Below are 25,451 nucleotides of genomic sequence, written 5' to 3' on the forward strand. Positions count from 1 at the left end.
CGGCTCAGCCGGGCGTGCTGAACGAGAGCGGGATACGTTGCCCCGTGCGATTCGATTCGGCGATCTGGTCCATCAGTTCATGCATCCGGATCGCGTCCGCGAAAGTGGGCGCAAGCGTTGAACCGGTCTTGACGTCGCGCGCATGGGCGGCGTACAGGTTCGCCAATTCCAGCACACTCGCGCCAAGTTCGCTTGGCGGCAGCCATTCGTATTCGGCGGGAATCGGCAGTTGAGTCAGCGGCTGGCGGTCACCGCGTGCGATTTCGACGCGATTGAAGGCGTCGCCGAAGCTGGTGGTGTTCCAGATTTTCAGGTCGCCCTTGCTGCCGGTCACGTCGAGCTGCATGCCGAAGTTATTGCGCTTTCCCGCCTCGATATGAACCGTCAGCACGGCGCCATTGGCGAAAGTCCCTGCCAGCACGACCTGGTCGGCGCTGGTGTGCGGGAACGTTTCTCCGGTTTCGATCAGCGTGACTTCCTTGAACTGATTGACAGTCAGCGCCGAAAGGCGCTGGGGATAGCCGACCATCGTCGTGAACAAGGCGTCCAGAAAGTGGCCGCCGTAGATCGACAGCAAGCTGGAGAAGTTCTTTTCGGGGATCGTGAAATACAGCGAAGCGGGCCGTTCGCGCTGGAAGTACTCGACGCTCACGTGCAGGCGCACCGAACGTACTTCGCCAATTTCGCCCTGCTCCAGCAGATCACGCACATAGCGGTAACCTGGATTGAGGCGCCGTTGCAAACCGACGATGGTCCGCACGCCCGCCTTGTCGGCCAACGCGAGCAACTCCTTCGACAACTCCGTACTCGGCGTCAGCGGCCATTCGCAGTAGACGTCCTTACCTGCCTCGATGGCCGCGCGAATACCCTCTTCATGCTGGAACGCGGGCGTCAATACGAGTACGAGATCGACTTCCGGATGCGATACCAGTTCCTGCAACGAGGCTGCCGCGTATTTGAATCCGTGACGCGCGACCAGCGCTGCCGCCTTTTCCGCGCTGCGGCTATACACCGCCGTCAGTTCATATTCCGGCAGCAGTTTCAGCGAAGGCACGTGCCCATATTCCGACCAGTTGCCTAGCCCAACAACGCCTACCCTGATTTTGCCGGAGCCTGTAGCTCGCCTGACGATACTGTTCACAAGAACTCTCCAGTTGGAGGCTGTGCAGACTATCTGCGCAGCGACAGGCGAATAGTAGAGTTCAGGCGATTGGAGATAAACGGGCTGGGAATCCAATCATTTAGGACACTTGAGTCCGATATCACGATTCTTCAGCGATTCTTTGCCGTCGCGATCAGATCAGATCCGCAGATTCTGGCTGACGTAGTCAATAAAGACGCGCAGCTTCGGCGACGCGTAACGGCTCGCCGGCCACAAGATCCAGAAGGTGACGGTCTGGTCGATGAAATCATCGAGCACGATCTGTAACGCGCCGCTCGCCAGCGCGTCGCGCACGAGGAAGGTCGGCAGGAAGGCGAGCCCCTTGTTCTGAAGCGCCAGAAAGCCCAGCACTTCAATCGTGTTGGCGACGAAGGTTTGCGGCAACTCCGGCTCCGCTTCCGAGGCAGCAAGCTGAAACGGCCAGCGTTCCAGTTTGCCGCTGGCGGGGAATTTATGTAGCAGACAGGCATGCTGCACGAGTTCGGAAGGATGCTTGGGTACGCCGTGCTTCTCCAGATAGCCGGGCGAAGCGACCAGCACCTGCCCGCAGGAGCCGAGGCGCCGCGACACCAGCCTCGAATCGTGCTGCTCACCCGTGCGTATCACCGCGTCGAAGCCTTCTTCGATGATGTCCACCATGCGATCGGAGAGATCGACGTCGAGTTCGATGTCCGGGTATTGCAGCATGAAGCCGTCCAGCGCCGGCATGATCAGCTCGGACAATTGCGGCGTGCTGATCCGCAGTCTGCCGCGCGGACTGCCGGCGGCGTCGGACAGTTCGGCTTCCGCCGCTTCGAGCTCGCCGAGGATGCGTCGGCATCGTTCGAGGAACAGCGCCCCTTCGGCCGTCAGCGTAATGCTGCGCGTGCTGCGATGAAAGAGCCGCACGCCGAGACGCTCCTCGGTGCGCGCAACGCTTTTGCCGACCGCCGAAGACGATACGCCAAGCAGCCGGCCCGCCTCGGTAAAACTGCGCGTTTCCGCCACCTGCACAAACACTGAAATACCACTGAGGCTGTCCATTGCCGCATCCCGAGGCCTGAGGCCGATTTGCGCTGGCCGGTCGACGCAGGCGAGCGGTCGAAACCCGGTGACGACTCAATTGCGGACTTCTACGTCCGATATATTCGGAACCTTAGCCCATTTTTCTTATCTCCGTCCGTCCATACACTGCTCCTCAAGGTCGAAAGCCCGCTGGCGATTGAAAGTCACCAGCCACTCAATCTCGAGGAAATCATGTCGAAGCTCCATTCCGCAGTCAAAGTCGGTCCCTACCAGTTGTCCCATCGTGTCGTGCTGGCGCCGCTCACCCGCATGCGTGCCGAACAAGGCGCCCGGCCCGGCCCGTTGATGGCCGAGTACTATGCGCAGCGCGCCTCGGAAGGCGGTTTCCTGATCGGTGAAGCCACCATCGCCGCACCCAATGGCAACGGCTACCTCGGTGCGCCCGGCCTCTACGATGACAGCCAGATCGTCGGCTGGAAACAGGTGACGGACGCCGTGCACGCCAAAGGCGGGCGCATCTTCCTGCAGCTTTATCACGCCGGGCGCCAGTCCAACAGCCAGTTGCAGCCAGGCGGCGTGGAGCCGGTGGCGCCTTCCGCCGTGCCGCATGGCGGCGTTGCGTACACCGAAGCGGGCTGGATCTCGAACACGCCGAGCCGCGCGCTGACTATCCCCGAGATCGCCGGACTGGTGGAAAGCTTCCGTACCGCCGCGATGCGCGGCAAGGAAGCCGGCTTTGACGGTGTCGAACTGCACGCCGCCAATGGCTACCTGTTCGATCAGTTCCTGCAGGACGGCAGCAACAAGCGCACCGACATCTACGGCGGCTCGTTGGAAAACCGCGCCCGCTTCCTGATCGAAGCCACCCGGGCCGTCATCTCGGTGTGGGGCAGCGACCGCGTAGCCGTGCGCCTTGGCCCGAGCGGCACCTGGGGCGATATGTCGGACAGCAATCCGGAAAGACTCTTCAGCTACGTCGCGCAGGAACTGGCGAAACTGAACCTGGCCTATCTGCACCTGATCGAGCCGCGCGTGCTGGGCAACGTCGACGACGACAGCAAGGATCCGAACCCGGTCGCCGCGCAACTGATCCGCAAGCACTACAAGGGCGTCATCATCGCCGCCGGCGGCTTCAAGGCCGCGAGCGCCGAAGCCGTCCTGCAGGCAGGCGACGCCGACCTGGTCGCCTTTGGCCGCGACTTCATCGCCAACCCGGATCTGCCCGAACGCCTGCGCCTTCAGTTGCCGCTGAATCCGTATGACCGCCCCACCTTCTTCGGCGGCACCGAGGTCGGCTATACCGACTACCCGTTCTACAGCACCGAAACCACGGACGCTGTCACAGCGTAAGCGGAGCACACGATGAACAGCACCACCCAGCCAACTTCCCTGACGCCGCTTTACTGGCTCGCGTTAGGGACATTCGCGGTCGGCACCGAAAGCTTCATGATTGCCGGCCTGTTGCCCGACATTGCCACTGACCTGCATACCAGCATTGTCGCCACGGGCCAGCTCGTCACGGTGTTTGCCTTGGCCTACGCACTCAGCTCGCCGGTTCTGACGGCACTGACCGGCGCGTTCCATCGGCGCACGTTGATGATCCTGTCGCTTTCTGCCTTCACCGTGGCGAACGTCATCGCCTGGGCTGCCCAGAACTATTGGGAATTGATGGCGGCGCGCATCCTGCTTGCCGCGGCCGCCGGTCTGTATGTGCCCGGCGCCAACGCGCTGGCCGGCGCCATTGCCGGCCCGGAGAGGCGCGGTACGGCGCTCGCCATCGTCAACGGTGGTATCACGATCGCGGTTGCTTTTGGAGTGCCACTGGGCGCGTTCGTCGGTGACCGGCTCGGCTGGCGCATGACCTTTGCGGGCGTCGCCGCCCTGTCCGCCGCGGCTACGGCAGGTTTGCTGCTCGGCCTGCCGCGCAGCATCGGCGCAGGATTGCCGGTTGCCACGCTGCGCGAGCGTATTCAAGTTGCGCGTCAGCCGGTGATCCTGATGACCTTGCTCGTCACCACGCTGTGGGCGATGGGCGCGTACACCGTCTATACGTACCTGGCGCTGTTCGTTGCGAAGACCACGCCGTTGCACGGCGCGCAAATCGGCTACGTGCTGTTCACCTGGGGCGTTGCGGCAGCAATCGGCGTGTTCATCGGCGGCAAGGCAGTGGATCGCGTAGGTCCCCGCCGCGTGATCATCCCCTGCCTGAGCGTGTCGATCCTCGCGTTCTCCCTCATGTCGGCGAGCGCGCACTGGCTGCCAGTGACGTTGGCGCTGGTTCCCGTTCTGATCGGTGTCGTGGCCTGGGGCGTTGCTCACTGGTCCTTCTACCCTGCCCAGCAAGCAGGACTGATCAATCTCGCCGGGTTGCGCGGCACGCCGATTGCCCTGTCACTGAACGCTTCGTTCATGTATCTCGGCTTTTCGCTCGGCGCCGCACTCGGCTCCCTGACCTTGAGTTTCACCTCGGTGAACAACCTCGGTTGGACCGCCGCTCTCTGCGAAGTCACGGCGCTGATCCTGAGCGCCAGCATCGGCAAACACCTGGTTCGGGCGCAAAACGGTGCGGTCACTGCCGCATGAGGTGAAACATGACTACCCCTCGCCCTACTTTCAAAATTGGCGGCGACGTTGAAATCCGCCGGCTCGGCTTTGGCGCGATGCGAATCACCGGCCCGGGTATCTGGGGCGCGCCCGCCGATCGTGCCGAAGCCATTCGCGTGCTGCGCCGCCTGCCCGAACTCGAGGTGAATTTCATCGACACGGCGGACTCGTATGGGCCGAACGTTTCGGAGGAATTGATCCGCGAAGCGTTGCATCCGTATGGCGCCGCAATGCTCGTGGCGACCAAGGCGGGATTCGCACGCACAGGTCCCAACCAGTGGACTCCACATGGCCGGCCGGAGTACCTGATTCAGCAGGCTTACGGCAGCCTGCAGCGGCTCGGCATCGAACAGATCGGCCTGTGGCAGTTGCATCGCATCGATCCTGTGGTGCCGCGCGATGAGCAGTTTGGCGCGGTGCGCCACCTGATCGACAGCGGCGTGGTTCGCCATGCCGGTCTGAGTGAAGTCTCGGTGGCCGACATCAAAGCCGCATCGAAATATTTCAAGGTGGCGACCGTGCAAAACCGCTTCAACCTCGGTGACCGCGGTAGTGAAGACGTGCTGGATTACTGCACGGCCCACGGCATTGGTTTTATCCCGTGGTTTCCGCTGGCCGCCGGCGAACTGACCCGCCCCGGCTCGCTACTCGACACCATCGCACGCAACCATCATGCGAGCGTCGCGCAGATCGCCCTTGCGTGGCTATTGCAGCGCAGTCCAGTGATCCTGCCGATACCGGGAACCTCCCGCGTCGCGCATCTGGAGGAGAACGTGGCAGCCGGCGCGATCACCTTATCCGACCGCGAATTTTGCGAGCTGGATCGCGCGACCTCACAACGGCAGCAGCGCTAGTCCAGCGCTGCGCCAATTGCATTCGATATTCACCAAGGATTGACGATGACCCGACTCTTTTCGCCGCTTCAACTCGGCCCTTACACGTTGAATCACCGCGTGGTGCATGCGCCGACCACGCGCCTTCGCGCCAACAGCGACGACAGCCCCAGCGAATTGATGCTGGAGTACTACAGCCAACGCGTTTCCGACGGTGGCCTGATCATCACCGAATCGACGCACGTGTCCTACGACAGCCGCGGCTACCTCGGTGCACCCGGCATCTATGAAGACTCACACATCGCGGGCTGGCGAAAAATCGCGGACGCCGTCCATGCGAAAGGCGGCCGCATCTTCATGCAGTTGGGGCACGACGGACGCCAGTCGCACGTTGACCTGACCGGCGGCCCGGCGCCGATCGCGCCGTCAGAGGTGCCGTTCGAAGGCGAAGCGTTGACGCATAACGGCTGGGTGCCGGTCTCGATGCACCGCGCGATCGATGTCGCCGAAATCCAGACCGTGATCGAGTATTACCGGAAGAGCGCCGAGCGCGCATTGGCTGCCGGCCTCGATGGGGTTGAACTGCACTCGGCGAATGGCTACCTGGCCGATACATTCCTGCAGGACGGCACGAACAAGCGTACTGATGTGTACGGTGGCACCATCGAAAATCGCGCGCGCTTCCTGATCGAAGTCGTTACCGCTCTCGTATCGGTGTGGGGAGCGAACCGTGTGGGCGTGCGCTTATCGCCAAGCGGACAGTGGGGTTCAATATCCGACTCCAATCCAGAAGCGACATTTACCTACGCGGCCGAGCGATTGAACCGGTTTGGCCTCGCCTATCTGCACGTTATCGAGCCGCGCGTCAAAGGCGTCGAAACGCTCGACGAGCATCAGAAGCCCGTGGCGTCCGCTCTGCTGCGCCGCGCTTTCGATGGCCCGATCATTGCCGCCGGCGGCTTCAATGGCGATAGCGCGGAAGAAATTCTGCACAAGGGCGATGCCGACCTGGTCGCATTTGGCCGGCACTTCACGTCGAATCCCGATCTGCCACGTCGCTTGCAGCAGAGGCTTCCACTCACTCCCTATGATCGCGCGGCGTTCTGGGGCGGCACGCACGTCGGCTACACCGACTTCACGTGTTACCAGGACGAGGAAAACAGGCGCTCTGCCTGATGGACGCGCTGATCACGATTTGTTGAGGTCACTCAGGACACAAACGGCAACTTGCTATCGCGCGCGGCGGCCAACATAGACAGCGTGATCTTGCGCACTTCCAGCTTGCTCTGCGTGATATGCGCGCGCAGCAGGATGATCGCTTCGGTCACCCGGTTGCGTTCGATCAGGTTCAGCATGGTGGAATGTTCGTCGTAGGTGGCGCTCGTGCGGTGCGGTTTGAGGAAGTCCAGTCGACGCACGATGCGGATGCGCTCGGTCACTTCGTTATGCACGCGCAGCATCTCCGCGTTGCCGGTCGCCGCGACCAGTTGACGGTGGAAGTTCTCGTCCATGCCGAACATTTTCACTGGGTCGCTCTCGCGCGATTCGGGCTCGACGCACCATATCGCTTTCAGCGCTTCCACGGCCGCATGCGCGACGTCGCCGCCCGCCCCCACGCGTTCGACGGCCGCCACTTCCAGCACGATACGCAAATCGTAGAGCTGATCGAGCTGGTCGAAATTGATCGGCGAAACTTTCCAGCCGCGCCGGAAGCCGACTTCCAGATAGCCCTCGCGTTGCAAACGAAACAGGCCGTCGCGCATCGGCGTGCGCGACACGCCGTAGTGCTGCGCGATGCCGTTTTCGGAAAAACGGTCGCCGGGAAACAGGCGGAAGCTGAAGATATCGTTCTTCAGTTGCTGGTACACCTGCTCGGCGAGCGGATTGGCGGCGGCCGGAATGGCAGGCGTGTCAGGCGCCGCGGGAGTCTCGAGCAGATTCGTCATATCGTCGTTCATTGATGCCACATCCCCTTTTTTCTTATTATCAGCGTTTCATGGCATGGCGATAAGGCTGACGTGCGCTGCGACGATCTTCCAGCCGTCCGCGGGACCAAGCCTCGCCCACGTCTGCATCTGGCGACCGATCAAAGGCGTCGCGTCGCTGGTGAATTCCGTGCTGACGGTGGCGAAGTCGGTGCCGAAAGTCGTCACCACAGTGCGATGCAGTTTGCGCGACTTGGGCACCGGCTCGCAGCTCTCGCGCCATGCGCGGATCGCTTCGCCGCCATGCTGGATTTCGGCGATGCCGTAGCGGACCGTCTCCGGCGTGTGCCAGAAAAGCGCGTTCATCGCCCCGACGTCGTTATCGACCAGCGCCCGCTCGTATTCGATAAAGGCTGCCTGCACTTGAGCTACCACTTCGGGCTGATTTATCTCCATGAAGGGATCGTCTCGTCGAGTTTCGTCAATGAAGCAAGCGGCGCGGTCCAGCCGACAATACCGCCTTGCGAGCGCACCATCTCGAGCGTCGCCTGCTTGAACGCGGGGAAATAGCTGGCGGTTGCGTCTTCGATCAGCAGACTGTCGTAACCACGATCGTTGGCTTCGCGCATCGAGGTCTGCACGCACACTTCGGTGGTCACGCCCGCAAACACGAGACGCGTGATGCCGCGCATCGCGAGCTCTTCGCCGAGCCGGGTGGCGTAGAACGCACCCTTGCCGGGTTTGTCGATCACGAGTTCACCGGCAAGCGGCGCGAGCGGCTCGATGATCGCATTGCCGGGCTCACCGCGAATCAGGATGCGCCCCATCGGTCCGGCATCGCCGATGCGGGCATTGGGCGCGCCTCTGAGCCGTTTCGCCGGCGGGCAGTCGGACAGGTCCGCCGCGTGCGATTCACGCGTATGCACCACGAGCCATTGATGCCTGCGCGCGAAGGCCAGCAATGCCGCGACGGTCGGCACGATCTCAGCCAGCAGCGATACGTCGTTACCAAGCGATTCGCCGAAGCCGCCCGGTTCGATGAAATCGCGCTGCATGTCGATCACGACCAGCGCGGTTTTCGTGGGGTCCAAGGTGAAGGGGCCCGGTTGGGCGTCGATCGTCAACGGGGTTTGCTGTGTCATCCGATGGCTTCCTTCATTCTTTCTGCGGGTACGGCGCGATGCGCCGGGGTATCGCCGTGCCCTGCCATATGCTGACCCAGCACGGTCCGATCCGCGCGTGCTGCCGGCGTCTCGAACACCAGTTTGCCCTCCGCGATCACCACGATGCGGTCCGCCAGTTCGAGCAGTTCGTCGAGGTCTTCGCTGACCAGCAGCACCGCCGCGCCTGCATCGCGTGCGGCCATCAGACGGGCATGGATATCGGCAACCGATGCGAAATCCAGACCGAACACAGGATTCGCGACGATCAGCACATCCACTGGCTGTCCGAGTTCGCGCGCCAGCACCGCGCGCTGCACATTGCCGCCCGACAGCGTGCCGATGGTTCGTTCGGGTAGCGGTGGACGCACGTTGAACTCGGCGATCAGCTGCGCGGCGCGCTCACGCACGGCACGCCGGTCGAGCCACCAGCCGCCGCGCCGCAACGGCTCGCGATCGAAGTCGCGTAGCGCGAGGTTCTGCGCCACGGTCATTGCGGCGACGCAGGCATTCTTCAGTGGTTCCTCGGGAATCGCGAACACGCGACGTTGGGTCATTTCTTCGCGCGTTGCGTGATAGGCCTTGCCTGCCACCTCCATGTCGCCGGCTTTCACGCGACGTTGACCGACCAGCGCTTCCACCAGCTCCTTCTGTCCGTTGCCGGAAACGCCCGCAAGCCCGAGGATTTCGCCCGCACGCACGGACAGCGTCGCGTGCTTGACTGCTGTGTGGCCGCGATCGTCTTCGACTGAAACGTCGTGCAACGCGAGACGCACTTGCGCCGTGTCGTCGACGGGTTTGCGTGGCAGGCGCTCCACGGTCACCGCGGCCATCACCGGCGCTTCGTCTTTCAAGGGGACTTCGTTCGGCGCGTGGCTAGCGACGGTGCCCATCATCCACGCTGCGAGTTCGTCGCGGCTGGTGTTGGCAACCGCGCTCGTGCCGACTTGCTTGCCCTTGCGCAGCACGGTGACGTCGTCGGCATAGGCCATCACTTCGCGGAACTTATGCGTGATCATCAGCACCGTCAGTTCGCCACGCGAGGTCAGATCGCGCATCAGGCCAAGCACCTCGTCCGCTTCCTGCGGTGTCAGGACCGAGGTGGGTTCGTCGAGAATCAGGAAGCGCTGCTGCAAGTAAAGCTGCTTCAGGATCTCGAGTTTTTGTTTCTCACCGGCGGCGAGCATAGCCACCGGCGCGTCGAGCGGCAAGCGGAACGGCATGCGCTGCATGAACGCAGCAAGCGCGGCGCGCTCGCCCTTCCAGTCGATTTTCCACGGCATCCGTCCGCGCGCGAGCAACAGGTTTTCTTCGACCGATAGGCCTGACGCCAGCGTGAAATGCTGATACACCATGCCAATGCCGAGTGCCTGTGCATCACGCGGCGACGCAATGTGGACTTCACGATCGTCGGCGGCGATCTGTCCGTCGTCGAGCACGCCGTAGCCGACCAGTCCTTTCACGAGCGTGCTCTTGCCCGCGCCGTTCTCGCCGAGCAGCGCGTGAATTGTGCCGGCCTTGACCTTGATCGAGACGCTATCCAATGCGCGAAACGCGCCGAACGATTTGCTTGCGTTCAGCACTTCCACACCCAATGCCTTCGGCGCCGTGGTCATGATTTATCTGCCTGAAGTGGCGAGCGCCGCTGCTGGCGCCGCCGTCGTGGCCAGTAGCGTAGCCAGCAGCGCGTGCGAATCCGACACCGTGCCGAACACTCCGCCTTGCATGGTGATCATGTGCAACGCGGCATCGTGATTGCCCTTGTCGGTCGCGCCGCAACAATCGGCCAGCACCGTGCATTCGAAGCCGCGATCGTTGGCTTCGCGCATCGTCGTGTGGACGCAGACGTCAGTAGTGATGCCGGTCAGCACCAGATTGACGATGCCGCGCGTTCGCAGGATCAGTTCGAGATCCGTCGCGCAGAAGGAACCCTTGCCGGGTTTGTCGATGATGACCTCACCTGGCAGCGGCTTCAGTTCATCGATGATTTCCCAGCCCGCCTCACCTCGTACGAGGATCTTGCCGCAGGGACCGTCGTCGCCGATGCCTACGCCGTCGGTGCCCGCGCGGCGGCTGCGCCAGCGTTTGTTCGCGGGCAGGTCGGAGAGGTCCGGACGATGCCCTTCACGCGTGTGAATGATCGTGAAGCCCAGTTCGCGCATGGGCTTCAGCACGCTTTTGATCGGCTCGATCGGCGCGCGCGTCAGCGACAGGTCATAGCCCATCTTGTCGACATAGCCGCCGTGGCCGCAAAAATCCGTCTGCATGTCGATGATCACGAGCGCCGTGTTGTCCGGTCGCAGGTCGCCGTCGTAGGGCCACGGATAGGGTTTGGCTTCGATGAATCGGTTCATGGCGGTGAGATCCTTGTTAGGTCCTGGCGGGGTCTTTGAAGGCACGCATGGCAGGGCAAGCTCGGTGGGGAAAATCAGCGAGTCAGGCTCAACTCACCCGGCGCGCCAGCCAGCGTGCGATCCGGACGGCAATTGACGATCATGATCGCGAGCGTCAGCACATACGGCGCCGCGTTGTAGAGGTAGTAGCCGCTCGTCACGCCGATCGCCTGCAGCGCCGGGCCGAGCGCGCCGGCCGCACCGAACAGCAACGCGGCCCACAGGCAACGCAAAGGCTGCCAGCGCGCGAAGATCACCAGCGCGACCGCCATCAGTCCTTGCCCGCTGGAGAGCCCTTCATTCCAGCTGCCGGGATAAACCAGCGAAAGATACGCACCGCCGATGCCCGCGAACACACCGCCCACCGCCGTCGCGGCGATGCGCACGCGGGTCAACGGATAGCCCATGGCGCGCGCCGTCTCGGCGTGATCGCCGACGAGCCGCAGCACCATGCCCCAACGGGTATTGCGCAAGCCCCATTGCAGAACGAAGGCCAGCACCACGCCGATCACGAACAGCAGGTTGATATGCAGCGCGTTATGCAATTGGGGCGACGAGGTCCACGTGCCGAGGTCGATGAACGGCAGCATCGGCGCCTGCGGTTCGATGAACGGCTTGCCGAGATAGAACGCGAGCCCGGTACCGAGCAGCATCAACGCAATGCCGAACGCAATGTCCGACACGCGTGGCAACGAGCACACGAGGCCATGCAGGCAGCCGAGCAGCAAGCCGACGAAACCGGCCGCAAGCACACCGGCCCACGGCGAACCAGTCAGAAAAGCACCGGCATAGCCGCTCATCGCGCCTGACACGAGGATGCCTTCGAGGCCGAGATTCACGCGCCCGCCCTTCTCGGTCAGACACTCGCCGAGACTGACGAACAGATAAGGCGTGCTGACGCGGATCGCACCGGCGAACAGCGACAGCAACAGGATCACGATGGGCGAGTGCATATCAGGCATGGGTCTGCTCCAGTTGCACGGGAAGGTCGGCCTGCGCGGCGGCCTGCAATTTGACGCGCCATGCGGCGATGCGCCCGCCAAGCGCTTCCCACGCGAGCAGGTTCGCGAACAGCAGACCTTGCAGGACGAGCGTGGTGGCGTCGGGGAGATCGAGCCGGCGTTGCAGCAGCGAACCGCTCGCCTCGATGCCGCCGATCATCAGTGCGCACGCGATGATCGCGAGCGGATTCTGCCGTGCCGCGAACGCCACGAGGATGCCCGCGTAGCCATAACCTGCGAGCAAAGATGCATTTGCGCTGCCCTGCACCGCCGCCACTTCGAACATGCCGCCGAGTCCCGCCGCGGCGCCGCCTAGTACGCACGCGGCAAGAGCCAGCAGATTGACCGGCAAGCCGACCAGACGCGCCGCGCGATGACTGCCGCCCACCACGCGCATCGCAAAGCCCTTGGTGCTGAACTTCACGAACACCCACGCCGCGGTGCACGCGACGACGCCCCAGAACAATCCCCAGTGCGTGTCGAGTCCGGGGATCGAGCCGATCATCATCGCGTCGGGCACCGGATAGGTGGACGGCTTGTTCAGGCTCGCGGGGTCGCGCAGCGGCCCTTCCACCAGATGTTTGAAGAGCGCGATCGCGATATACGACATCAACAGGCTGCTAATCGTCTCGTTGACGCCACGCCACTGCCGCAATGCGCCCACCGCGCCGATCCAGAGACCGCCGGCCAGCATGCCGGCCACCGCCATCAACGGCGTCGCGACGAGCCACGGCGTGCCGTGCGGCAGCATCTGCGGGACGATTGCCGCGCACATGCCACCGAGCGCGAGCGCGCCCTCGCCGCCAATCACGATCAGTCCAACCTGAGCGGGCAGTGCGACGCACAACGCGGTCAACATCAGCGGCGACGCACGCAGCAAAGTACTCTGCCACGCGAACGACGAGCCGAAAGCGCCTTCAAAAATCAGCCCGATCGCATCGAGCGCCGGCTGCCCCTGCACCAGCAGGAACAACGAGAACAACAGCAGCGTGCCGAGCACCGCCAACGCGGTCGGCAGCGCGGGCAAGAGCGACAGCATCACTCTCGCGGTAGGGGCATTGGGGCGCATCACGGCTCCTTCGCTCATGCAAACTCGTGCACACTCACACAATCACGCAGGCCGCGATCAGATCTGGCCGACGACGCCTGCCACCAGATAGTTCATGCTTTCTAGCGTGTAATCGGTCTGTATATGGCTCGCGCCGGAGGCGATCGCCGTGCCGCCCTTGTTGTCTTTCATGGGTCCTTTGAAGATCACGAAATTGCCGGCCACCATGCTGCCTTTGATCGAGTCGGCGTTCTGCTTCGCTGGCGCGGTGACTTTCGCGCCGTACGGCGACATCTTCACGAAGCCCTCTTTCAAGCCCCCGCGCAACACATTCGGTTGCGGCGTGCCGGCCTGTGCGCCCGTGACGAGTTGCTTGTACGGCGTTGCCCAGTCCCATTCCGCGCCGGTCAGATAGCCTTTCGGCGCGAGCGCCGCCTGGCTCGCGTGGTAGCCGCAGCTCATCGCGCCGCGCTTTTCCGCCGTTTCGACGACGACCTTTGGGCCATCGACGTGACAGGTCAGCACATCGCAACCCTGATCGATGAGACTGTTGGTGGCTTCCGCTTCCTTCACGGGCATCGACCAGTCGCCCGTGAAAATCACCTGCGTGGTGATCGACGGATCGACGGACTGCGCGCCGAGCGTGAACGAATTGATGTTGCGCAGCACCTGCGGAATCGGTTTGGCGGCGACGAAACCGAGCTTCTTGCTCTTCGTCATATGGCCTGCGACCACGCCGTTCAGGTACTGGCATTCGTCGATATAACCGAAGTAGCTGGTGATGTTCGATGGGTTGCCCTGCTTCCACAAACCGCCGCAATGCGCGAAACGCACCTTCGGATATTTGGCCGCCATCTTCAGCACATGCGGATCGAAGTAACCGAAGGAGGTTGCGAAAATCAGCGTCGCGCCGTCCTGTTCGATCATCGCTTCCATGGTTTTCTGCACGGCGATGGTTTCGGGCACGTTCTCCTCCTCCACCACCTTCACATCAGGCATCTTCTTGATGACGGCGGCAGCAGTCGCCTGAGCCTGGTTATACCCGTAGTCGCTGCGCGCGCCGACGTAGATCACGCCGACCGTCGTCTTCGGCGCGGCAAACACCGATTGAATCGGCAGAATATTGCCGAGCGTCAACAGGCTGGCGCTCTTGATGAAATTGCGGCGACTGGTCATGGTGTCCAATTCCTTGTGGAGAGGTGAAGAGCGTTGGCCTTCAGTTGACGTTCAGGCTGTCGAGATAAGCGAGCCAGCCGCCAAACGAGGTGATATCTAGTGCGCCACTGCCGTTACTGACCGCCGACGGTTCGCAAATGAAGCCCTTCACCGTGAGGCCGTTGGCGAGTTGCACGGAGCCGATACCGAGCGGTGCGGGCACGTCGGCGACAAATTTGCCGAAGCAGCGCAGCGGCATGTCCCAGACTTCCACGGCGATGGGTGCGCCTTGCTGGTCGGTAACGCGCACGAGGCCTGGTTTCGGCGGCTGCGTGTTCGCAAGCGCGTAAAGCGTGTAAGCGGCGGCGGTTTGCGTCGCCATGACAAAACGCGCGCCGGCCTCCTGAAGTTGCCAGTTCAGCGGCTGGCCGCGCAGATGCGCACCGACCACGGCAAGCGCGACGGTCGGCTCCTGAAACGGCAGTGGCTCGACCGTGTTTGCCGCGGGCGCGGTTTTCTTTTCGCTCACCGTCCTGGCCGCGTCCGCAGCCTCGCTCGCGAACAGCGCCTGGATCCGCGCGCCCAACTCGGCGAGACGCCGGTCCGCACCGCTCGGCGCGATCAGCGTGACGCCCGCCGGCAAGCCGTCGTGGCGACGCTGGCACGGCACAGCCAACGCGCACAGATCGAGCAGGTTGACGAAGTTCGTGTAGTAGCCAAGCTGGCTGTTCAACTCCACGGGATTGGCCTGCACGTCGGCGATTAACGGATGCGTTGGCGTGGTCGGGACGATCAGGATGTCGATCGTCTCGAAGAGCTGTTCGGCGTGCCGCTTCAGATCGGCAAGCGCGTACTGGCCATTGAACGCGTCGGCGGCACTGTAGCGATCCGCTTTGCCGATCACCGTGGCGACGACCGGATGGACCGCTTCGTGATGCGTCTCGAAGAATGAACCGAGCGCGGCGCGCCTTTCCGCCACCCAGGGGCCGTCGTAGAGCAGCGCGGAGACCTGTTTGAGCGGCTGGAAGTCGATCGGCGTGGGCGCGAGATGCAGATGGGTGGAAAGCGTATCGAGTGCGGCCGAGAAGGCCTGATTCGCCGCTGCGTCACCATAGAACTCGAGATGATCCGGCACGCCGATCCGCGGCGCGCCACGCAGGAGACCGAGTCCCGGCACCTTGCGTGAATAGCCGTCAAGCGGATCGAAGCACGCGATTTCATTGAACACGCACCATGCGTCGTCGACGTCGTGTGCGAACACCGAGATCGTGTCGAGGCTGCGGCACGCCGGCACGACACCGCGCTTGCTGACGAGTCCAAGCGACGGCTTCAGGCCGACAAGCCCATTGAACCCAGCCGGCACGCGGCCTGAGCCGGCTGTGTCGGTACCGAGCGAAAAGGCCACGCAACCCGCGGCCACGGCAACCGCCGAGCCTGAACTCGAGCCGCCCGAGACGCGCTCGGGAAACTCGGTGTTCCGCACCGCGCCGTAAGGCGAACGCGTGCCGACGAGGCCGGTTGCGAACTGGTCAAGATTGGTCTTGCCGATCAGGATCGCGCCGGCGTCGATGAGGCGCTGCACGGCGAATGCCGAGGTGTCCGGCGTATAGCTGAACGGCTCGCACGCGGCGGTGGTCGGCAAGCCGGCAACGTCGATATTGTCTTTGACCGCGAACGGCACGCCGAACAGCGGCATCCGTTCGAACACGGCACTGCCCTGCGCTTCGTAAAGCGCTTCGAGCGCATGGGCGCGGGCCTCCAGGTCTGCAGCGGGCACACGCAGGATCCAGACTTCCGGCCGGTCGATTTCAGCGACACGAGCAAGCGCCGACGCCACGACTTCAGACGGCGTAAGACGCTTGGCGGCATAAGCCGAGAGGAGACTACGGACCTTCAGGGGAGACGAAATTGGCACTGGTTTTTCCTTGAGTTCAATCTTGAATACAAGTTTGGACTCAAATTAGCAGGAGCTATGCCAGGTGACTTTCAAGTTCACCAGAGCACGCTGTCAGCCTTACCAGGTTTGGTTTTGCGACGATTTCCCGGCGGCCAAGACGGTTCGCGTTGCCGCCTTTCGATCAATGCGTCATGGTGCAGCGCTCCCCAACTCGGGGCTCCTGCGCCCTGCATTCGAGCCTGGCGCGCAGCGGCGCCGCGCGATCGCACGTTATCGCTACGCGCCGATTTTTTTCGGCGCCGTGCGCGAACTTATACTCGCTACTCCGACGATCTCACTCACTGCTCATCCCCGTAGCGGAGCATCGATGCACGACACCCGACTCGCCCGTTCGACCGCCGGCATGGTCACCAGCCCCCATGCATTGGCGAGCGAAGCGGGTCGCGACGTATTGCGTGCGGGCGGCAACGCGATCGAAGCCGCGATCGCCATCGGCGCGGCGCTCTGCGTGACGTATCCGCATTTCACCGGACTCGGCGGCGACGCTTTCTGGGTGATAGGCGATCGGCAAGGGATATTGCGCACGGTGTCGGGTATCGGCCAGGCCGCGCAGGAACTGCCCGGGTTCACAGGCGCCATTCCATTGCGCGGTGCTGCCTCGGCACTCACCACGGCCGCGACCGTGGATACATGGCGTCAGGCGTATGAGATCAGTAAAGACGCATGGGGCGGCGAGCAATCGTGGTCGTCGCTGTTCGACCGTGCGCTGGAATATGCAACCGATGGCTTCCCGGTCACGCCCTCGCAGTATTTCTGGCAAAGCATGCGGGCGGACGAATTGCACGCCCTGCCCGGTTTTGCTGAGACTTTTGCGCCGCACGGCCATATTCCTGCCATCGCCGAACGTTTCGTGCAACCCGCGCTGGCGAAGAGCATCGAGCGGATTGTCCGCTTCGGTGCGCGCGAATTCTATGAGGGTGAGCTTGCCGAGCGGATCGCATGCGGTTTGCGCGAAGCCGGCTCGCCGCTGACGTTGAGCGATCTGGCGCGAACGCAAGCACGCGACGAGGCGCCATTGCGTGTGGCCTATCGTGGCGGCGAACTGGTCAGCATGCGGCCGCCGACTCAAGGTGTGACGACCCTGCAGATCATGGGCATGCTCGATCGCTTCGATATTGCGCAGATTGCCGAGGGCAGCGCCGACTACTACCACCTGCTGGTGGAAGCGGTGAAATGCGCGTTCGTGGACCGCGACCGCTTCGTGTCCGATCCTGAGTTCAACTGGGTGCCGGTCGACGACATGCTGTCGCCCGCCACGCTCGATGCACATGCACGCTCGATCAATCTGCGTGAAGCGCGCGCATGGCCTCATGTGTTCCGCCCTGGAGACACGGTGTTTATCGGCGCGACGGATAGCGAAGGCCGCAGCGTCAGTGTTCTGCAAACGGTTTACTTCGACTGGGGTAGCGGCGTGGTGGCGGGCGATACGGGGATTCTATGGCACAACCGCGGCGCGTCGTTCAGCACGAATCCCGCGCATCACAACGCGGTGCAACCGGGCAAGCGGCCGTTCCACACGCTCAACCCCGGCATGTATCTGAAGAATGGCCAGCCACACCTGCTGTTCGGCACGCAGGGCGCCGACGGTCAGCCGCAAACGCTGACCGCGATCCTCACGCGCCTGATCGACTACGGGATGGACCCGCTCACTGCCCTCACCCGTCCGCGTTTTCTGCTTGGCAAGACCTTCTCCGATACACGCGATGCGTTAAAGCTCGAAGAGAACGCCGGCGCCGACGTGTTCGCCGAACTCGCTGCACGTGGGCATGAGGTGAGTGTTATTCCGGCGCAGAGTCCTTTGGCGGGCCATCCAGGCGTGATCCGCATCGAGGCGGACGGTGCGGCATCAGGCGCGCATGATCCACGCAGCGATGGGCGTGCGCTTGGGGTTTGAGTCAGCCGGGCGTCACGCGGTCGCGTGTCGCCACTCACGTAGTTTCCCGCGCTGACGCATTGGCGTAGCCGGTGATGCCGAGCAACTGGCCGAGGCTTTTCTCGCCGCGCATCCGCGAGGTTTCGATTCGCTCCTGGATATCGCGAAGGTGCGCTTCCATATGGGCCATCGCGCCCGCGGTATCGCGCGCCTCGATGCAATCGACAATCGTCGCATGCTCCGCGTGCTCGCATGGCGCATGCCCCGGCGGCTCATACACGCCGACAATCAGCGAGCAGCGCGACACCAGTTCCTTCAGATAGTTTTGCAGAATCGAGTTGCCCGCGAGCGCGGCGATGCGCATATGAAAACCACTTGCAAGCGTGGCCCACGAAGGCTGGTCGAAGCGATGCATCGCCTCATGTTCGCTCGCCAGTTGCTGGCGCAAGGCCTTGATGTCCTGAGCGCTCGCGCGCTGTACGGCCAGCTCGACCAGCATGCGTTCAACGGAGCGCCGCGCCTCGAAAATCTCGCGCGTTTCCTCCGGCGTCGGCTCAGCGATCACTGCGCCCTTGTTCGGCCGCAGCACGACGATGCCGTCGTAGGCGAGCTTTTCCAGCACTCGCCGCACGACCGCGCGGCCCACACCGAACAGTTGGCATAATTCGGGCTCCGGCAGCTTCGTGCCGGGGGTCAAACGATGGTTCAGCACGCCGTCGAAGATGGATTGATAGATGCGCGCGTCGACGTCCGCTTCTTCCTTGGGCGTTTTCCTGGCGGTGGCCGCAGTGGCTTTCGGCTTGGTGGTCGTACTCGTGCTCATGCGGCCTCCGGGCGCAGCACGCCGTCCCGCTCCAGTTCGTCCATGTGATGCGCGATTGCACCCGGCGTCGTGATCCATACATCGCCTTTTGCTCGTGCCGCGGCGATGTGTTCGAGCGCGCGGCGCAGATGCCGTAGTCGATATGGCTGCCCCACCAGATAAGGATGCAGCGCGATGCCCATCACGAGCGCCTGCGGCTGCGTGCCGCGATTCGCCTGCTCGAGCATCTCGTCGAACTGATCGATGATCATGTCGGCGAACGCGCGGCCGTCCATATGGCGGCCCACCATCATCGGCAGATCGTTGAGCTCCTGCGGGTACGGAATCGACCATAACGGCCCGCTGCGTGTCGCCATACGTACCGGACGATCGTCGTGACACCAGTTCAGCGTATAGCGATAACCCGTCTCGGCCAGCAGGTCGGGCGTCAGGTGCGATTCGGAGATCCACGGTGAGAGCCAGCCCTGCGGCGGCGTGCCAGACGCTTCAGCGATACGTTCGCGGCAGTGCAGAAGCAGCTCGCGTTCGCCATTTTCGTCGAGGTCGCTTTGCCGATGCGCGTTGGTGTGCCCGTGGCCGATAAGTTCGTCACCACGCGCCACGCACGCCGCGATCAACTCCGGGCAATGGTCGTAGAGCGCGGTATTGATGAGCGTGCCCGCAGGCATTTCCAACTGATCGAACAGTTCGATACAGCGCCATGCGCCCACGCGGTTGCCGTACTCGCGCCAGCTATGGTTCAGCACATCCGGTTGCGGCGAAATCGGGCCGAGCGCGGCGCCGAGTCCCTCGCCGAATGCAAAGTGCTCGATATTGAAGCCGAGATAGACCGCAAGCCCGCTATCGCCGGGCCAGCGGAACGCGTCGCTGTCCGTGATCGGGCGATACGCAAAGCGGCCATGGGTGGCGATCGGTTGACGGGCGCGATTCTCTGCTGCGGGCATGTTCCGTGTGTCGTTCATGTAAAGAAGCCGTGAGTAGCGAAAGGCGACGCGTGGCGCCCCGCATGAACCGAGTTGGCCGGATCATGCCCCGGGACGGACCGAAGACGCACCGCGATTGCGCAAAAAGAAACGCTTTGATCGCTGACGATCGATGCCGCAGATCGTTTGCAATATGTGAGCCAATTCGTCGACGTTAAGCACGCCGGCGCGTTTGCAATCGCCGGACCTCAAGAATCGACGGATGGCACATGTCTTGCATTTGGATGGATTCGCCGAGGCATCGCGTGTGGTTTAGCGTGCGTCAGCACTTCGCCGTTCACGAGGACATCCACTCCATGATTCAGCCTGCTTCAACGGTGCTCGAAACCACAGCCGCCGATATCGAACTGGTGCACGTGTCGAAGCAGTACGGCGACTCGCTTGCCGTCGACGCCATCGATCTGCGCATTGCCGGCGGCCAGTATTGCTGCCTGCTCGGGCCCTCGGGATGCGGCAAGACCTCGACCCTGCGCATGATCGCCGGGCATGAATCGGTCACCGAGGGTGACATTCTGATCGCGGGACGCAATGTCACGCGGGAAGAACCCGCTGCCCGCGGCACGGCGATGGTCTTTCAGAACTACGCGCTGTTCCCGCATCTGAGCGCGCTCGATAACGTCGCGTTCAGCCTGAAGATGCGCGGCATAGCGAAGGATGTACGCCGCAAGCGTGCCGGCGAGCTGCTGGAGCTGGTCGCGATGTCCGCGTATGCCGAACGCAAACCGGCACAACTGTCGGGCGGCCAGCAGCAGCGTGTGGCGCTCGCTCGGGCGTTGCTGAATCAGCCGGGCTGCCTGTTGCTCGACGAACCGCTATCCGCGCTGGATCCCTTCCTGCGCGTGCAGATGCGTGCGGAACTCAAACGCTGGCAGAAAGAACTCGGTATCACGTTCGTGCACGTCACGCACTCGCAGGAAGAAGCGATGGCGCTTGCCGATCTGGTGGTCGTGATGAGCCACGGGCGGATCGAACAAAGCGGCACACCGCATGAAGTCTTCAACCGTCCGCGTACTGAATTTGTCGCGCGTTTTCTCGGTGGTCACAACGTATTCAACACGAACGGCCGCTCGTTTACCGTGCGCGCCGATCATCTGCGAGTGGTGCCGCACGGCGTCACGCCTGTTCAGACGGCAAACGGTGAGAGTGGCCTGACGCGGATCGGCGGCGTGCCCTGCAAGGTACGCGAAGCGGAGTACCAGGGCACCCATTTACGCATGACACTCGATCCGCTCGACGGTTCACCAGAACTGATTTCGCTGGTGAGCGACGGCGATTACGACCCGGCGCGGCTTGGCCCCGACGCGCGCGTGGTGGTCTGGTGGAACGAGCAGGATGCGCATCCGCTAGCGGCCTGAGCGGATGCGTTGCATTGCGTGACATGGCGGTCTGAACGAGAACCGTGAACCGAGCTTCAACTGAACGACAAACAGGCGCTGATCGACCATCAGGCGCAGATCAAACGAACGTCAACTGAGGAGAAGGCAATGAGTGAAGCGAACGAGAGCCCGGCAGCGGCAGCATCCGATCTGAAGGAAAAGGGCCTGTCGCGCCGCACGTTCATCAAGGGCGCTGTGGCGGCGGCCGGCATTGCCGGTTTTCCGTACGTGCATGCGCAAGAGAAGATCACGTTGCGCTACCTCGGCACGGCGGTGAATCAGAGCGCCGACATCGCGAAGAAATTCAAGGAAGACACCGGCATCGACATTCAATACGTGCCGGTGACGACTGACGACGTGGCCAAGCGCATCATCACGCAGCCCAACTCGTTCGACATTGTCGACACCGAATATTTCGCGCTCAAGAAACTGATTCCTGCCGGCACGCTCGCGGGCATGGACGCGAAACGTATCAAGCTCGCCGACAAGATCACGCCGGTGCTGACACGCGGTGAAGTGAACGGCAAGAAGATCGGCGATCAGGGCACCGCGCCGAAAAAGGTGATGTTCCTGACCGGCCCGCGCTCCACGGAATTCTCCGCAACGCCGACCGAATGGATGACGCTGATCCCGACCACATACAACGCGGACACGCTCGGCATCCGTCCCGACCTTATCAAGCGCCCGATCGACAGTTGGGCCGAACTGCTCAATCCGCAATTCAAGGGCAAGGCGGCGCTGTTGAACATTCCGGCGATCGGCATCATGGATTCGGCAATGGCGATCGAGGCGATGGGTCACGTGAAGTATGGCGACAAAGGCAACATGACCAAGGCCGAAATCGACCAGACCATCAAGATCCTGATCGAAGCCAAGCGCGCCGGCCAGTTCCGCGCGTTCTGGAAGGACTTCAACGAAAGCGTGAATCTGATGGCTTCGGGCGAGGTGGTGATCCAGTCGATGTGGTCGCCGGCCGTGACCAAAGTGCGCACCATGGGTGTCGCCTGCAAGTTCCAGCCGCTCAAGGAAGGCTACCGCTCGTGGGCGTCAGGTTTCGGCTTTCCGCGCTCGCTGCAAGGCAAGAAGCTCGACGCTGCGTATGAGTTCGTCAACTGGTTCCAGGACGGTTGGGCTGGCGCCTACCTTATGCGTCAGGGCTATTACTCGGGTGTGCTCGAGACGGCAAAGACGCACATGCAGCCTTACGAATGGGACTACTGGATCGAAGGCAAGGCTGCCGCGCAGGACATCAAGGCACCCGATGGCCAGTTGCTCGAAAAAGCCGGCACCGTGCGTGACGGCGGTTCGTACAACCAGCGCATGGGGGCGATTGCCTGCTGGAACGCGGTGATGGACGAGAACATCTACATGGTTCAGAAGTGGAACGAGTTCATCGCGGCTTAAATGTGGCTTTGGCGTGGCTCGGGCGTGACTTGAGCGACTGAATCGCATGCCGGACTGCCGGTGCATGACATGCCGGCAGTTCTTCGACGACGCGGTTATGCCGCAAAAGTGCTTCCACTGATATCCGCCCATGGCAACGATCGATCTTCCGTCTCACGCGCAGGATGAGCCCGTCAAACACCGGCGCGCGCCTGCATGGTTGCAGGCCACACCGCTTTCGCTCACGTTCCTGCTGTTTTTCATCGTGCCGCTGGTCATCACGTTGATCGTCAGTTTCTGGGACTTCAACGAATATCAGATCATCCCGGCTTTCACGCTGAAAAACTACGCGGCGATTTTCAACGGCTGTTCGTCGATGACGGACGTCTGCGTGACCTTGAAAACATACTGGTCGACGCTCAAGTTCTGCGCGATCGTATGGACCGTGACCTTGCTGCTGGGTTTTTCGATCGCTTACTTCCTGGCGTTTCACGTACGCACGACGAGCATGCAGACAATCCTGTTCCTCGTCTGCACGATTCCGTTCTGGACGTCGAACGTGATCCGCATGATTTCGTGGATGCCATTGCTCGGCCGTAACGGGCTCGTCAATCAGGCATTGCTGGGTGCGCATCTGATCGATCAGCCGCTCGAATGGCTGCTGTATTCGAACTTCTCGGTCGTGCTGGCGTTCGTGCATCTCTACACGTTCTTCATGATTGTGCCGATCTTCAACGCGATGATGCGCATCGACCGTTCGTTGCTCGAAGCGGCGCGCGATGCCGGCGCGAGCGGCTGGCAAGTGATTCGCGACGTGGTGTTGCCGCTCTCGAAGACCGGCATCGTGATCGGTTCGATCTTCGTAATCACGATCGTAATGGGCGATTTCCTGACCGTCGGCGTGATGGGCGGCCAGCAGATCGCATCGGTCGGCAAGATCATTCAGGTGCAGACCGGCTACCTGCAATTTCCCGCCGCGGCAGCCAACGCGATCATTCTGCTGGCTGTCGTGTTGATGATCGTTTGGGGTTTGACGCGGGTGGTCGACATCCGCAAGGAGCTGTGAAGATGCAGGCCATTCGCCTCAAACATCGGGAGCGTCGGCCGGCCAGCTTTTACTGGCTCGCGCTGCTATTCGGCTTGTTCGTGCTGTTCCTGTATGGACCGGTCATTACGATTTTCATTCTTTCGTTTCAGGGACCCGAGGGCGGACTGACGTTTCCGATGCGTGGCGTGTCGTTGCACTGGTTTGCCGCGCTGCGTGACGGCGTCGGCGATGTCGATATCTGGGGGGCATTTGGGCGATCCGTGCGGCTCGCGTTGGCTGTAACCGTGTTGACGGTGCTGTTCTCGGTGGCGGCCGGATTGGCCTTTCGCCGGCGGTTTCGCGGGGATACGGCGGTCTTTTACGTGTCGGTCGCCAGTCTGATCATGCCGTCCATTATCGTTTCGCTGGGGATCGGGTTGACGTTCCGGCTGCTCGATAACGGTGTGAAGTATCTTGCTGCTGCATGGGGGTATCAGTCGTTTGCCGACACCTATACGACGTCGATGGGCTTGTTCACGTCGGCGCTGGGCGCGCATTTGACGTGGACGCTGCCGTTCGGTTTGCTCGTGATGTTTGCTGTGTTCAACCGCTTTAATCCTGCTTATGAAGAGGCTTCGCGGGATCTGGGCGCCACTCCGTGGCAAAGCTTTCGGCACGTTGTTTTGCCGATTATCGGACCTTCGGTTGTCGGCGTCGCGATGTTTGGGTTCACGCTTTCATGGGATGAGATTGCGCGTACCTCGCAGGCGATTGGAGATCAGAATACCTTGCCGCTCGAATTGCAGGGGCTTACCACGTCGGTGACAACGCCCGTGATTTATGCGCTTGGGACGATGACTACGGTTTTGTCGCTGACGGTGATGGTTTTGTGTTTGCTCGCGGTGCGGGGGTTGAGGCGGCGGCGGGTGAAGTAACGTTTTTTTGCCTGCTCGGCGGTTGGGTTTCTGTTTGACTGGGGTGTGGGCTTTTCCTTGTTCTGGCTTTGGTGCCTTTCCTTGAATTGTTAGTGGTCTATTAGCGTTGCCCCTGTGCGGGGCGGCACTTACTTCTCTTTGCCGCCGCAAAGAGAAGTAAGCAAGAGAAAGCGGCTAGAAGCCCCTGCTAAGTGGGCACCGTGGTCTGCTGCGGGTAGTGGTGCGACTGGAATCCGTGTCCTCCCGCGTTCCACGTTAGTGACAAAGGACTCATCAGCTCCCACTCCGCACTGCGTGCGTCGCGGACGGGTCTGCATGGGAAACCATGGGCTTCGGTTTTGGTTTGTGGGGGCCGTCGGCTTCGCCTCGGCGAGGCGCTCCTGCACTCACCCGGGAACCCCTCCCTTCAAATGATTTGCCGGTGCCCCGCAATCACGGTCACGGCGTGGGTGCGGTTGCAGGTGCCGTTGCCGTTCCAATCACAATCGCGGTGGCGCGCAATGATGAGGCCACGGTTCGTTGGCGAAACGCGAACAGCTAAAACGCAGCGATCGGTTTTATGAACTGCTCTTCGGCGCGCGCAGCGCCGCCGGAAGTATGACGCCCTTGTCACAAGCTTATGCACGGGCACGAACACAGATTCCAGATGCACCACTACCCTGAGCGAGCTGCGGGACCCGCTTAGCAGGGGCTTCTAGCGGCGGATTCAACCGGTCAGCGCAACACCCAACGTTTCCGCCAGTTTCTCGGCAGGGCTCATAAATTGCAAGGTCTGACGGGGTCGACCGTTCAGTTGCGCGGCGACCTT

At 62.4% G+C, this 25,451-nt stretch carries 22 protein-coding genes; 9 read left to right on the forward strand and 13 right to left on the reverse strand.

Annotated features, from left to right (window positions below):
* Positions 1-4: 4 nt before the first annotated feature.
* Both KHO33_RS36295 and KHO33_RS36300 read right to left on the reverse strand, forming a co-directional pair.
* On the reverse strand, positions 5-1,141 hold the full coding sequence (locus tag KHO33_RS36295) for a Gfo/Idh/MocA family protein (RefSeq protein WP_268963362.1): 1,137 nt from the start codon (positions 1,139-1,141) through the stop codon (positions 5-7).
* Positions 1,142-1,300: 159 nt separating this feature from the next.
* The gene (locus KHO33_RS36300) at positions 1,301-2,185 is read right to left on the reverse strand and encodes a LysR substrate-binding domain-containing protein (RefSeq protein ID WP_200567582.1); all 885 of its coding nucleotides are present in this window, start codon (positions 2,183-2,185) and stop codon (positions 1,301-1,303) included.
* Positions 2,186-2,398: 213 nt separating this feature from the next.
* On the opposite strand from KHO33_RS36300, the gene KHO33_RS36305 reads away from it, so the two are divergent.
* The 4 genes from KHO33_RS36305 to KHO33_RS36320 are packed head-to-tail and all read left to right on the forward strand — an operon-like array spanning position 2,399 to position 6,780.
* On the forward strand, positions 2,399-3,517 hold the full coding sequence (locus KHO33_RS36305; protein WP_200567600.1) for an alkene reductase: 1,119 nt from the start codon (positions 2,399-2,401) through the stop codon (positions 3,515-3,517).
* Between the two features lie 12 nt (positions 3,518-3,529).
* A complete protein-coding gene (locus KHO33_RS36310) occupies positions 3,530-4,750 on the forward strand; it encodes an MFS transporter (protein WP_054042327.1) in 1,221 nt (406 codons plus the stop codon).
* Between the two features lie 8 nt (positions 4,751-4,758).
* Positions 4,759-5,625 carry an aldo/keto reductase gene (locus KHO33_RS36315; RefSeq protein ID WP_200567581.1) on the forward strand — a complete coding sequence of 289 codons (867 nt, stop codon included), beginning with the start codon at positions 4,759-4,761 and terminating at the stop codon, positions 5,623-5,625.
* Positions 5,626-5,670: 45 nt separating this feature from the next.
* Complete coding sequence (locus KHO33_RS36320; protein ID WP_054042321.1) at positions 5,671-6,780, forward strand: alkene reductase; 1,110 nt, start codon at positions 5,671-5,673, stop codon at positions 6,778-6,780.
* 32 nt (positions 6,781-6,812) lie between these two features.
* On the opposite strand, the gene KHO33_RS36325 is transcribed toward KHO33_RS36320, so the two are convergent.
* The 9 genes from KHO33_RS36325 to atzF all read right to left on the reverse strand — a co-directional run bounded on the left by KHO33_RS36325 (position 6,813) and on the right by atzF (position 16,201).
* Positions 6,813-7,562, reverse strand: a complete 750-nt coding sequence (locus KHO33_RS36325) for a GntR family transcriptional regulator (RefSeq protein ID WP_200567580.1) — start codon at positions 7,560-7,562, stop codon at positions 6,813-6,815.
* Between the two features lie 36 nt (positions 7,563-7,598).
* Positions 7,599-7,985 (reverse strand): oxalurate catabolism protein HpxZ, encoded by a 387-nt coding sequence (gene hpxZ / locus KHO33_RS36330; RefSeq protein ID WP_200567579.1) that lies wholly within the window; start codon positions 7,983-7,985, stop codon positions 7,599-7,601.
* The gene (locus KHO33_RS36335; protein WP_200567578.1) at positions 7,976-8,671 is read right to left on the reverse strand and encodes a cysteine hydrolase family protein; all 696 of its coding nucleotides are present in this window, start codon (positions 8,669-8,671) and stop codon (positions 7,976-7,978) included. The genes hpxZ and KHO33_RS36335 overlap by 10 nt, the downstream gene beginning before the upstream one ends.
* Positions 8,668-10,305, reverse strand: coding sequence for an ABC transporter ATP-binding protein (locus tag KHO33_RS36340; RefSeq protein ID WP_200567577.1), 1,638 nt, complete (start codon positions 10,303-10,305; stop codon positions 8,668-8,670). Before KHO33_RS36340 ends, KHO33_RS36335 begins: the two co-directional genes overlap by 4 nt.
* Positions 10,306-10,308: 3 nt before the next feature.
* Positions 10,309-11,043, reverse strand: a complete 735-nt coding sequence (biuH, locus tag KHO33_RS36345; RefSeq protein ID WP_200567576.1) for a biuret amidohydrolase — start codon at positions 11,041-11,043, stop codon at positions 10,309-10,311.
* Positions 11,044-11,117: 74 nt separating this feature from the next.
* Complete coding sequence (locus KHO33_RS36350) at positions 11,118-12,044, reverse strand: ABC transporter permease (protein ID WP_200567575.1); 927 nt, start codon at positions 12,042-12,044, stop codon at positions 11,118-11,120.
* Positions 12,037-13,152 carry an ABC transporter permease gene (locus KHO33_RS36355; protein ID WP_200567599.1) on the reverse strand — a complete coding sequence of 372 codons (1,116 nt, stop codon included), beginning with the start codon at positions 13,150-13,152 and terminating at the stop codon, positions 12,037-12,039. The genes KHO33_RS36350 and KHO33_RS36355 overlap by 8 nt, the downstream gene beginning before the upstream one ends.
* A 57-nt stretch (positions 13,153-13,209) precedes the next feature.
* Positions 13,210-14,307: a BMP family ABC transporter substrate-binding protein gene (locus KHO33_RS36360; RefSeq protein WP_054042313.1), complete on the reverse strand. Its 1,098-nt coding sequence runs from the start codon at positions 14,305-14,307 to the stop codon at positions 13,210-13,212.
* Between the two features lie 40 nt (positions 14,308-14,347).
* Complete coding sequence (gene atzF, locus KHO33_RS36365; protein ID WP_200567574.1) at positions 14,348-16,201, reverse strand: allophanate hydrolase; 1,854 nt, start codon at positions 16,199-16,201, stop codon at positions 14,348-14,350.
* Between the two features lie 349 nt (positions 16,202-16,550).
* On the opposite strand from atzF, the gene KHO33_RS36370 reads away from it, so the two are divergent.
* On the forward strand, positions 16,551-18,137 hold the full coding sequence (locus tag KHO33_RS36370) for a gamma-glutamyltransferase family protein (protein WP_200567573.1): 1,587 nt from the start codon (positions 16,551-16,553) through the stop codon (positions 18,135-18,137).
* A 34-nt stretch (positions 18,138-18,171) separates the two neighbouring features.
* Here the strand turns inward: KHO33_RS36370 and KHO33_RS36375 are convergent, their stop codons facing one another.
* Both KHO33_RS36375 and KHO33_RS36380 read right to left on the reverse strand, forming a co-directional pair.
* Positions 18,172-18,939 carry a GntR family transcriptional regulator gene (locus KHO33_RS36375; RefSeq protein ID WP_200567572.1) on the reverse strand — a complete coding sequence of 256 codons (768 nt, stop codon included), beginning with the start codon at positions 18,937-18,939 and terminating at the stop codon, positions 18,172-18,174.
* On the reverse strand, positions 18,936-19,901 hold the full coding sequence (locus KHO33_RS36380) for a polysaccharide deacetylase family protein (RefSeq protein ID WP_200567571.1): 966 nt from the start codon (positions 19,899-19,901) through the stop codon (positions 18,936-18,938). Before KHO33_RS36380 ends, KHO33_RS36375 begins: the two co-directional genes overlap by 4 nt.
* A gap of 317 nt (positions 19,902-20,218) precedes the next feature.
* Here KHO33_RS36380 and KHO33_RS36385 point away from each other — a divergent pair, with 317 nt between their 5' ends.
* The 4 genes from KHO33_RS36385 to KHO33_RS36400 all read left to right on the forward strand — a co-directional run bounded on the left by KHO33_RS36385 (position 20,219) and on the right by KHO33_RS36400 (position 24,643).
* Positions 20,219-21,277, forward strand: coding sequence for an ABC transporter ATP-binding protein (locus KHO33_RS36385; RefSeq protein WP_200567570.1), 1,059 nt, complete (start codon positions 20,219-20,221; stop codon positions 21,275-21,277).
* Positions 21,278-21,406: 129 nt separating this feature from the next.
* Positions 21,407-22,702: an ABC transporter substrate-binding protein gene (locus tag KHO33_RS36390; RefSeq protein ID WP_054042307.1), complete on the forward strand. Its 1,296-nt coding sequence runs from the start codon at positions 21,407-21,409 to the stop codon at positions 22,700-22,702.
* Between the two features lie 130 nt (positions 22,703-22,832).
* Positions 22,833-23,747 (forward strand): ABC transporter permease, encoded by a 915-nt coding sequence (locus KHO33_RS36395; protein ID WP_054042305.1) that lies wholly within the window; start codon positions 22,833-22,835, stop codon positions 23,745-23,747.
* A gap of 2 nt (positions 23,748-23,749) precedes the next feature.
* On the forward strand, positions 23,750-24,643 hold the full coding sequence (locus KHO33_RS36400) for an ABC transporter permease (protein WP_200567569.1): 894 nt from the start codon (positions 23,750-23,752) through the stop codon (positions 24,641-24,643).
* Positions 24,644-25,451 lie beyond the last annotated feature (808 nt).

Origin of the sequence: Paraburkholderia nemoris (assembly GCF_905221015.1) — a bacterium.
Lineage (GTDB): Bacteria > Pseudomonadota > Gammaproteobacteria > Burkholderiales > Burkholderiaceae > Paraburkholderia > Paraburkholderia nemoris.

What these genes read in the sequence shown, in the direction of transcription:
- KHO33_RS36300 (WP_200567582.1), bottom strand. Translation starts at nt 2,185, where the DNA reads ATGGACAGCCTCAGTGGTATTTCAGTGTTTGTGCAGGTGGCGGAAACG.
- KHO33_RS36305 (WP_200567600.1), top strand. Translation starts at nt 2,399, where the DNA reads ATGTCGAAGCTCCATTCCGCAGTCAAAGTCGGTCCCTACCAGTTGTCC.
- KHO33_RS36310 (WP_054042327.1), top strand. Translation starts at nt 3,530, where the DNA reads ATGAACAGCACCACCCAGCCAACTTCCCTGACGCCGCTTTACTGGCTC.
- KHO33_RS36315 (WP_200567581.1), top strand. Translation starts at nt 4,759, where the DNA reads ATGACTACCCCTCGCCCTACTTTCAAAATTGGCGGCGACGTTGAAATC.
- KHO33_RS36320 (WP_054042321.1), top strand. Translation starts at nt 5,671, where the DNA reads ATGACCCGACTCTTTTCGCCGCTTCAACTCGGCCCTTACACGTTGAAT.
- KHO33_RS36325 (WP_200567580.1), bottom strand. Translation starts at nt 7,562, where the DNA reads ATGAACGACGATATGACGAATCTGCTCGAGACTCCCGCGGCGCCTGAC.
- hpxZ (WP_200567579.1), bottom strand. Translation starts at nt 7,985, where the DNA reads ATGGAGATAAATCAGCCCGAAGTGGTAGCTCAAGTGCAGGCAGCCTTT.
- KHO33_RS36335 (WP_200567578.1), bottom strand. Translation starts at nt 8,671, where the DNA reads ATGACACAGCAAACCCCGTTGACGATCGACGCCCAACCGGGCCCCTTC.
- KHO33_RS36340 (WP_200567577.1), bottom strand. Translation starts at nt 10,305, where the DNA reads ATGACCACGGCGCCGAAGGCATTGGGTGTGGAAGTGCTGAACGCAAGC.
- biuH (WP_200567576.1), bottom strand. Translation starts at nt 11,043, where the DNA reads ATGAACCGATTCATCGAAGCCAAACCCTATCCGTGGCCCTACGACGGC.
- KHO33_RS36350 (WP_200567575.1), bottom strand. Translation starts at nt 12,044, where the DNA reads ATGCCTGATATGCACTCGCCCATCGTGATCCTGTTGCTGTCGCTGTTC.
- KHO33_RS36355 (WP_200567599.1), bottom strand. Translation starts at nt 13,152, where the DNA reads ATGCGCCCCAATGCCCCTACCGCGAGAGTGATGCTGTCGCTCTTGCCC.
- KHO33_RS36360 (WP_054042313.1), bottom strand. Translation starts at nt 14,307, where the DNA reads ATGACCAGTCGCCGCAATTTCATCAAGAGCGCCAGCCTGTTGACGCTC.
- KHO33_RS36370 (WP_200567573.1), top strand. Translation starts at nt 16,551, where the DNA reads ATGCACGACACCCGACTCGCCCGTTCGACCGCCGGCATGGTCACCAGC.
- KHO33_RS36375 (WP_200567572.1), bottom strand. Translation starts at nt 18,939, where the DNA reads ATGAGCACGAGTACGACCACCAAGCCGAAAGCCACTGCGGCCACCGCC.
- KHO33_RS36380 (WP_200567571.1), bottom strand. Translation starts at nt 19,901, where the DNA reads ATGAACGACACACGGAACATGCCCGCAGCAGAGAATCGCGCCCGTCAA.
- KHO33_RS36385 (WP_200567570.1), top strand. Translation starts at nt 20,219, where the DNA reads ATGATTCAGCCTGCTTCAACGGTGCTCGAAACCACAGCCGCCGATATC.
- KHO33_RS36390 (WP_054042307.1), top strand. Translation starts at nt 21,407, where the DNA reads ATGAGTGAAGCGAACGAGAGCCCGGCAGCGGCAGCATCCGATCTGAAG.
- KHO33_RS36395 (WP_054042305.1), top strand. Translation starts at nt 22,833, where the DNA reads ATGGCAACGATCGATCTTCCGTCTCACGCGCAGGATGAGCCCGTCAAA.
- KHO33_RS36400 (WP_200567569.1), top strand. Translation starts at nt 23,750, where the DNA reads ATGCAGGCCATTCGCCTCAAACATCGGGAGCGTCGGCCGGCCAGCTTT.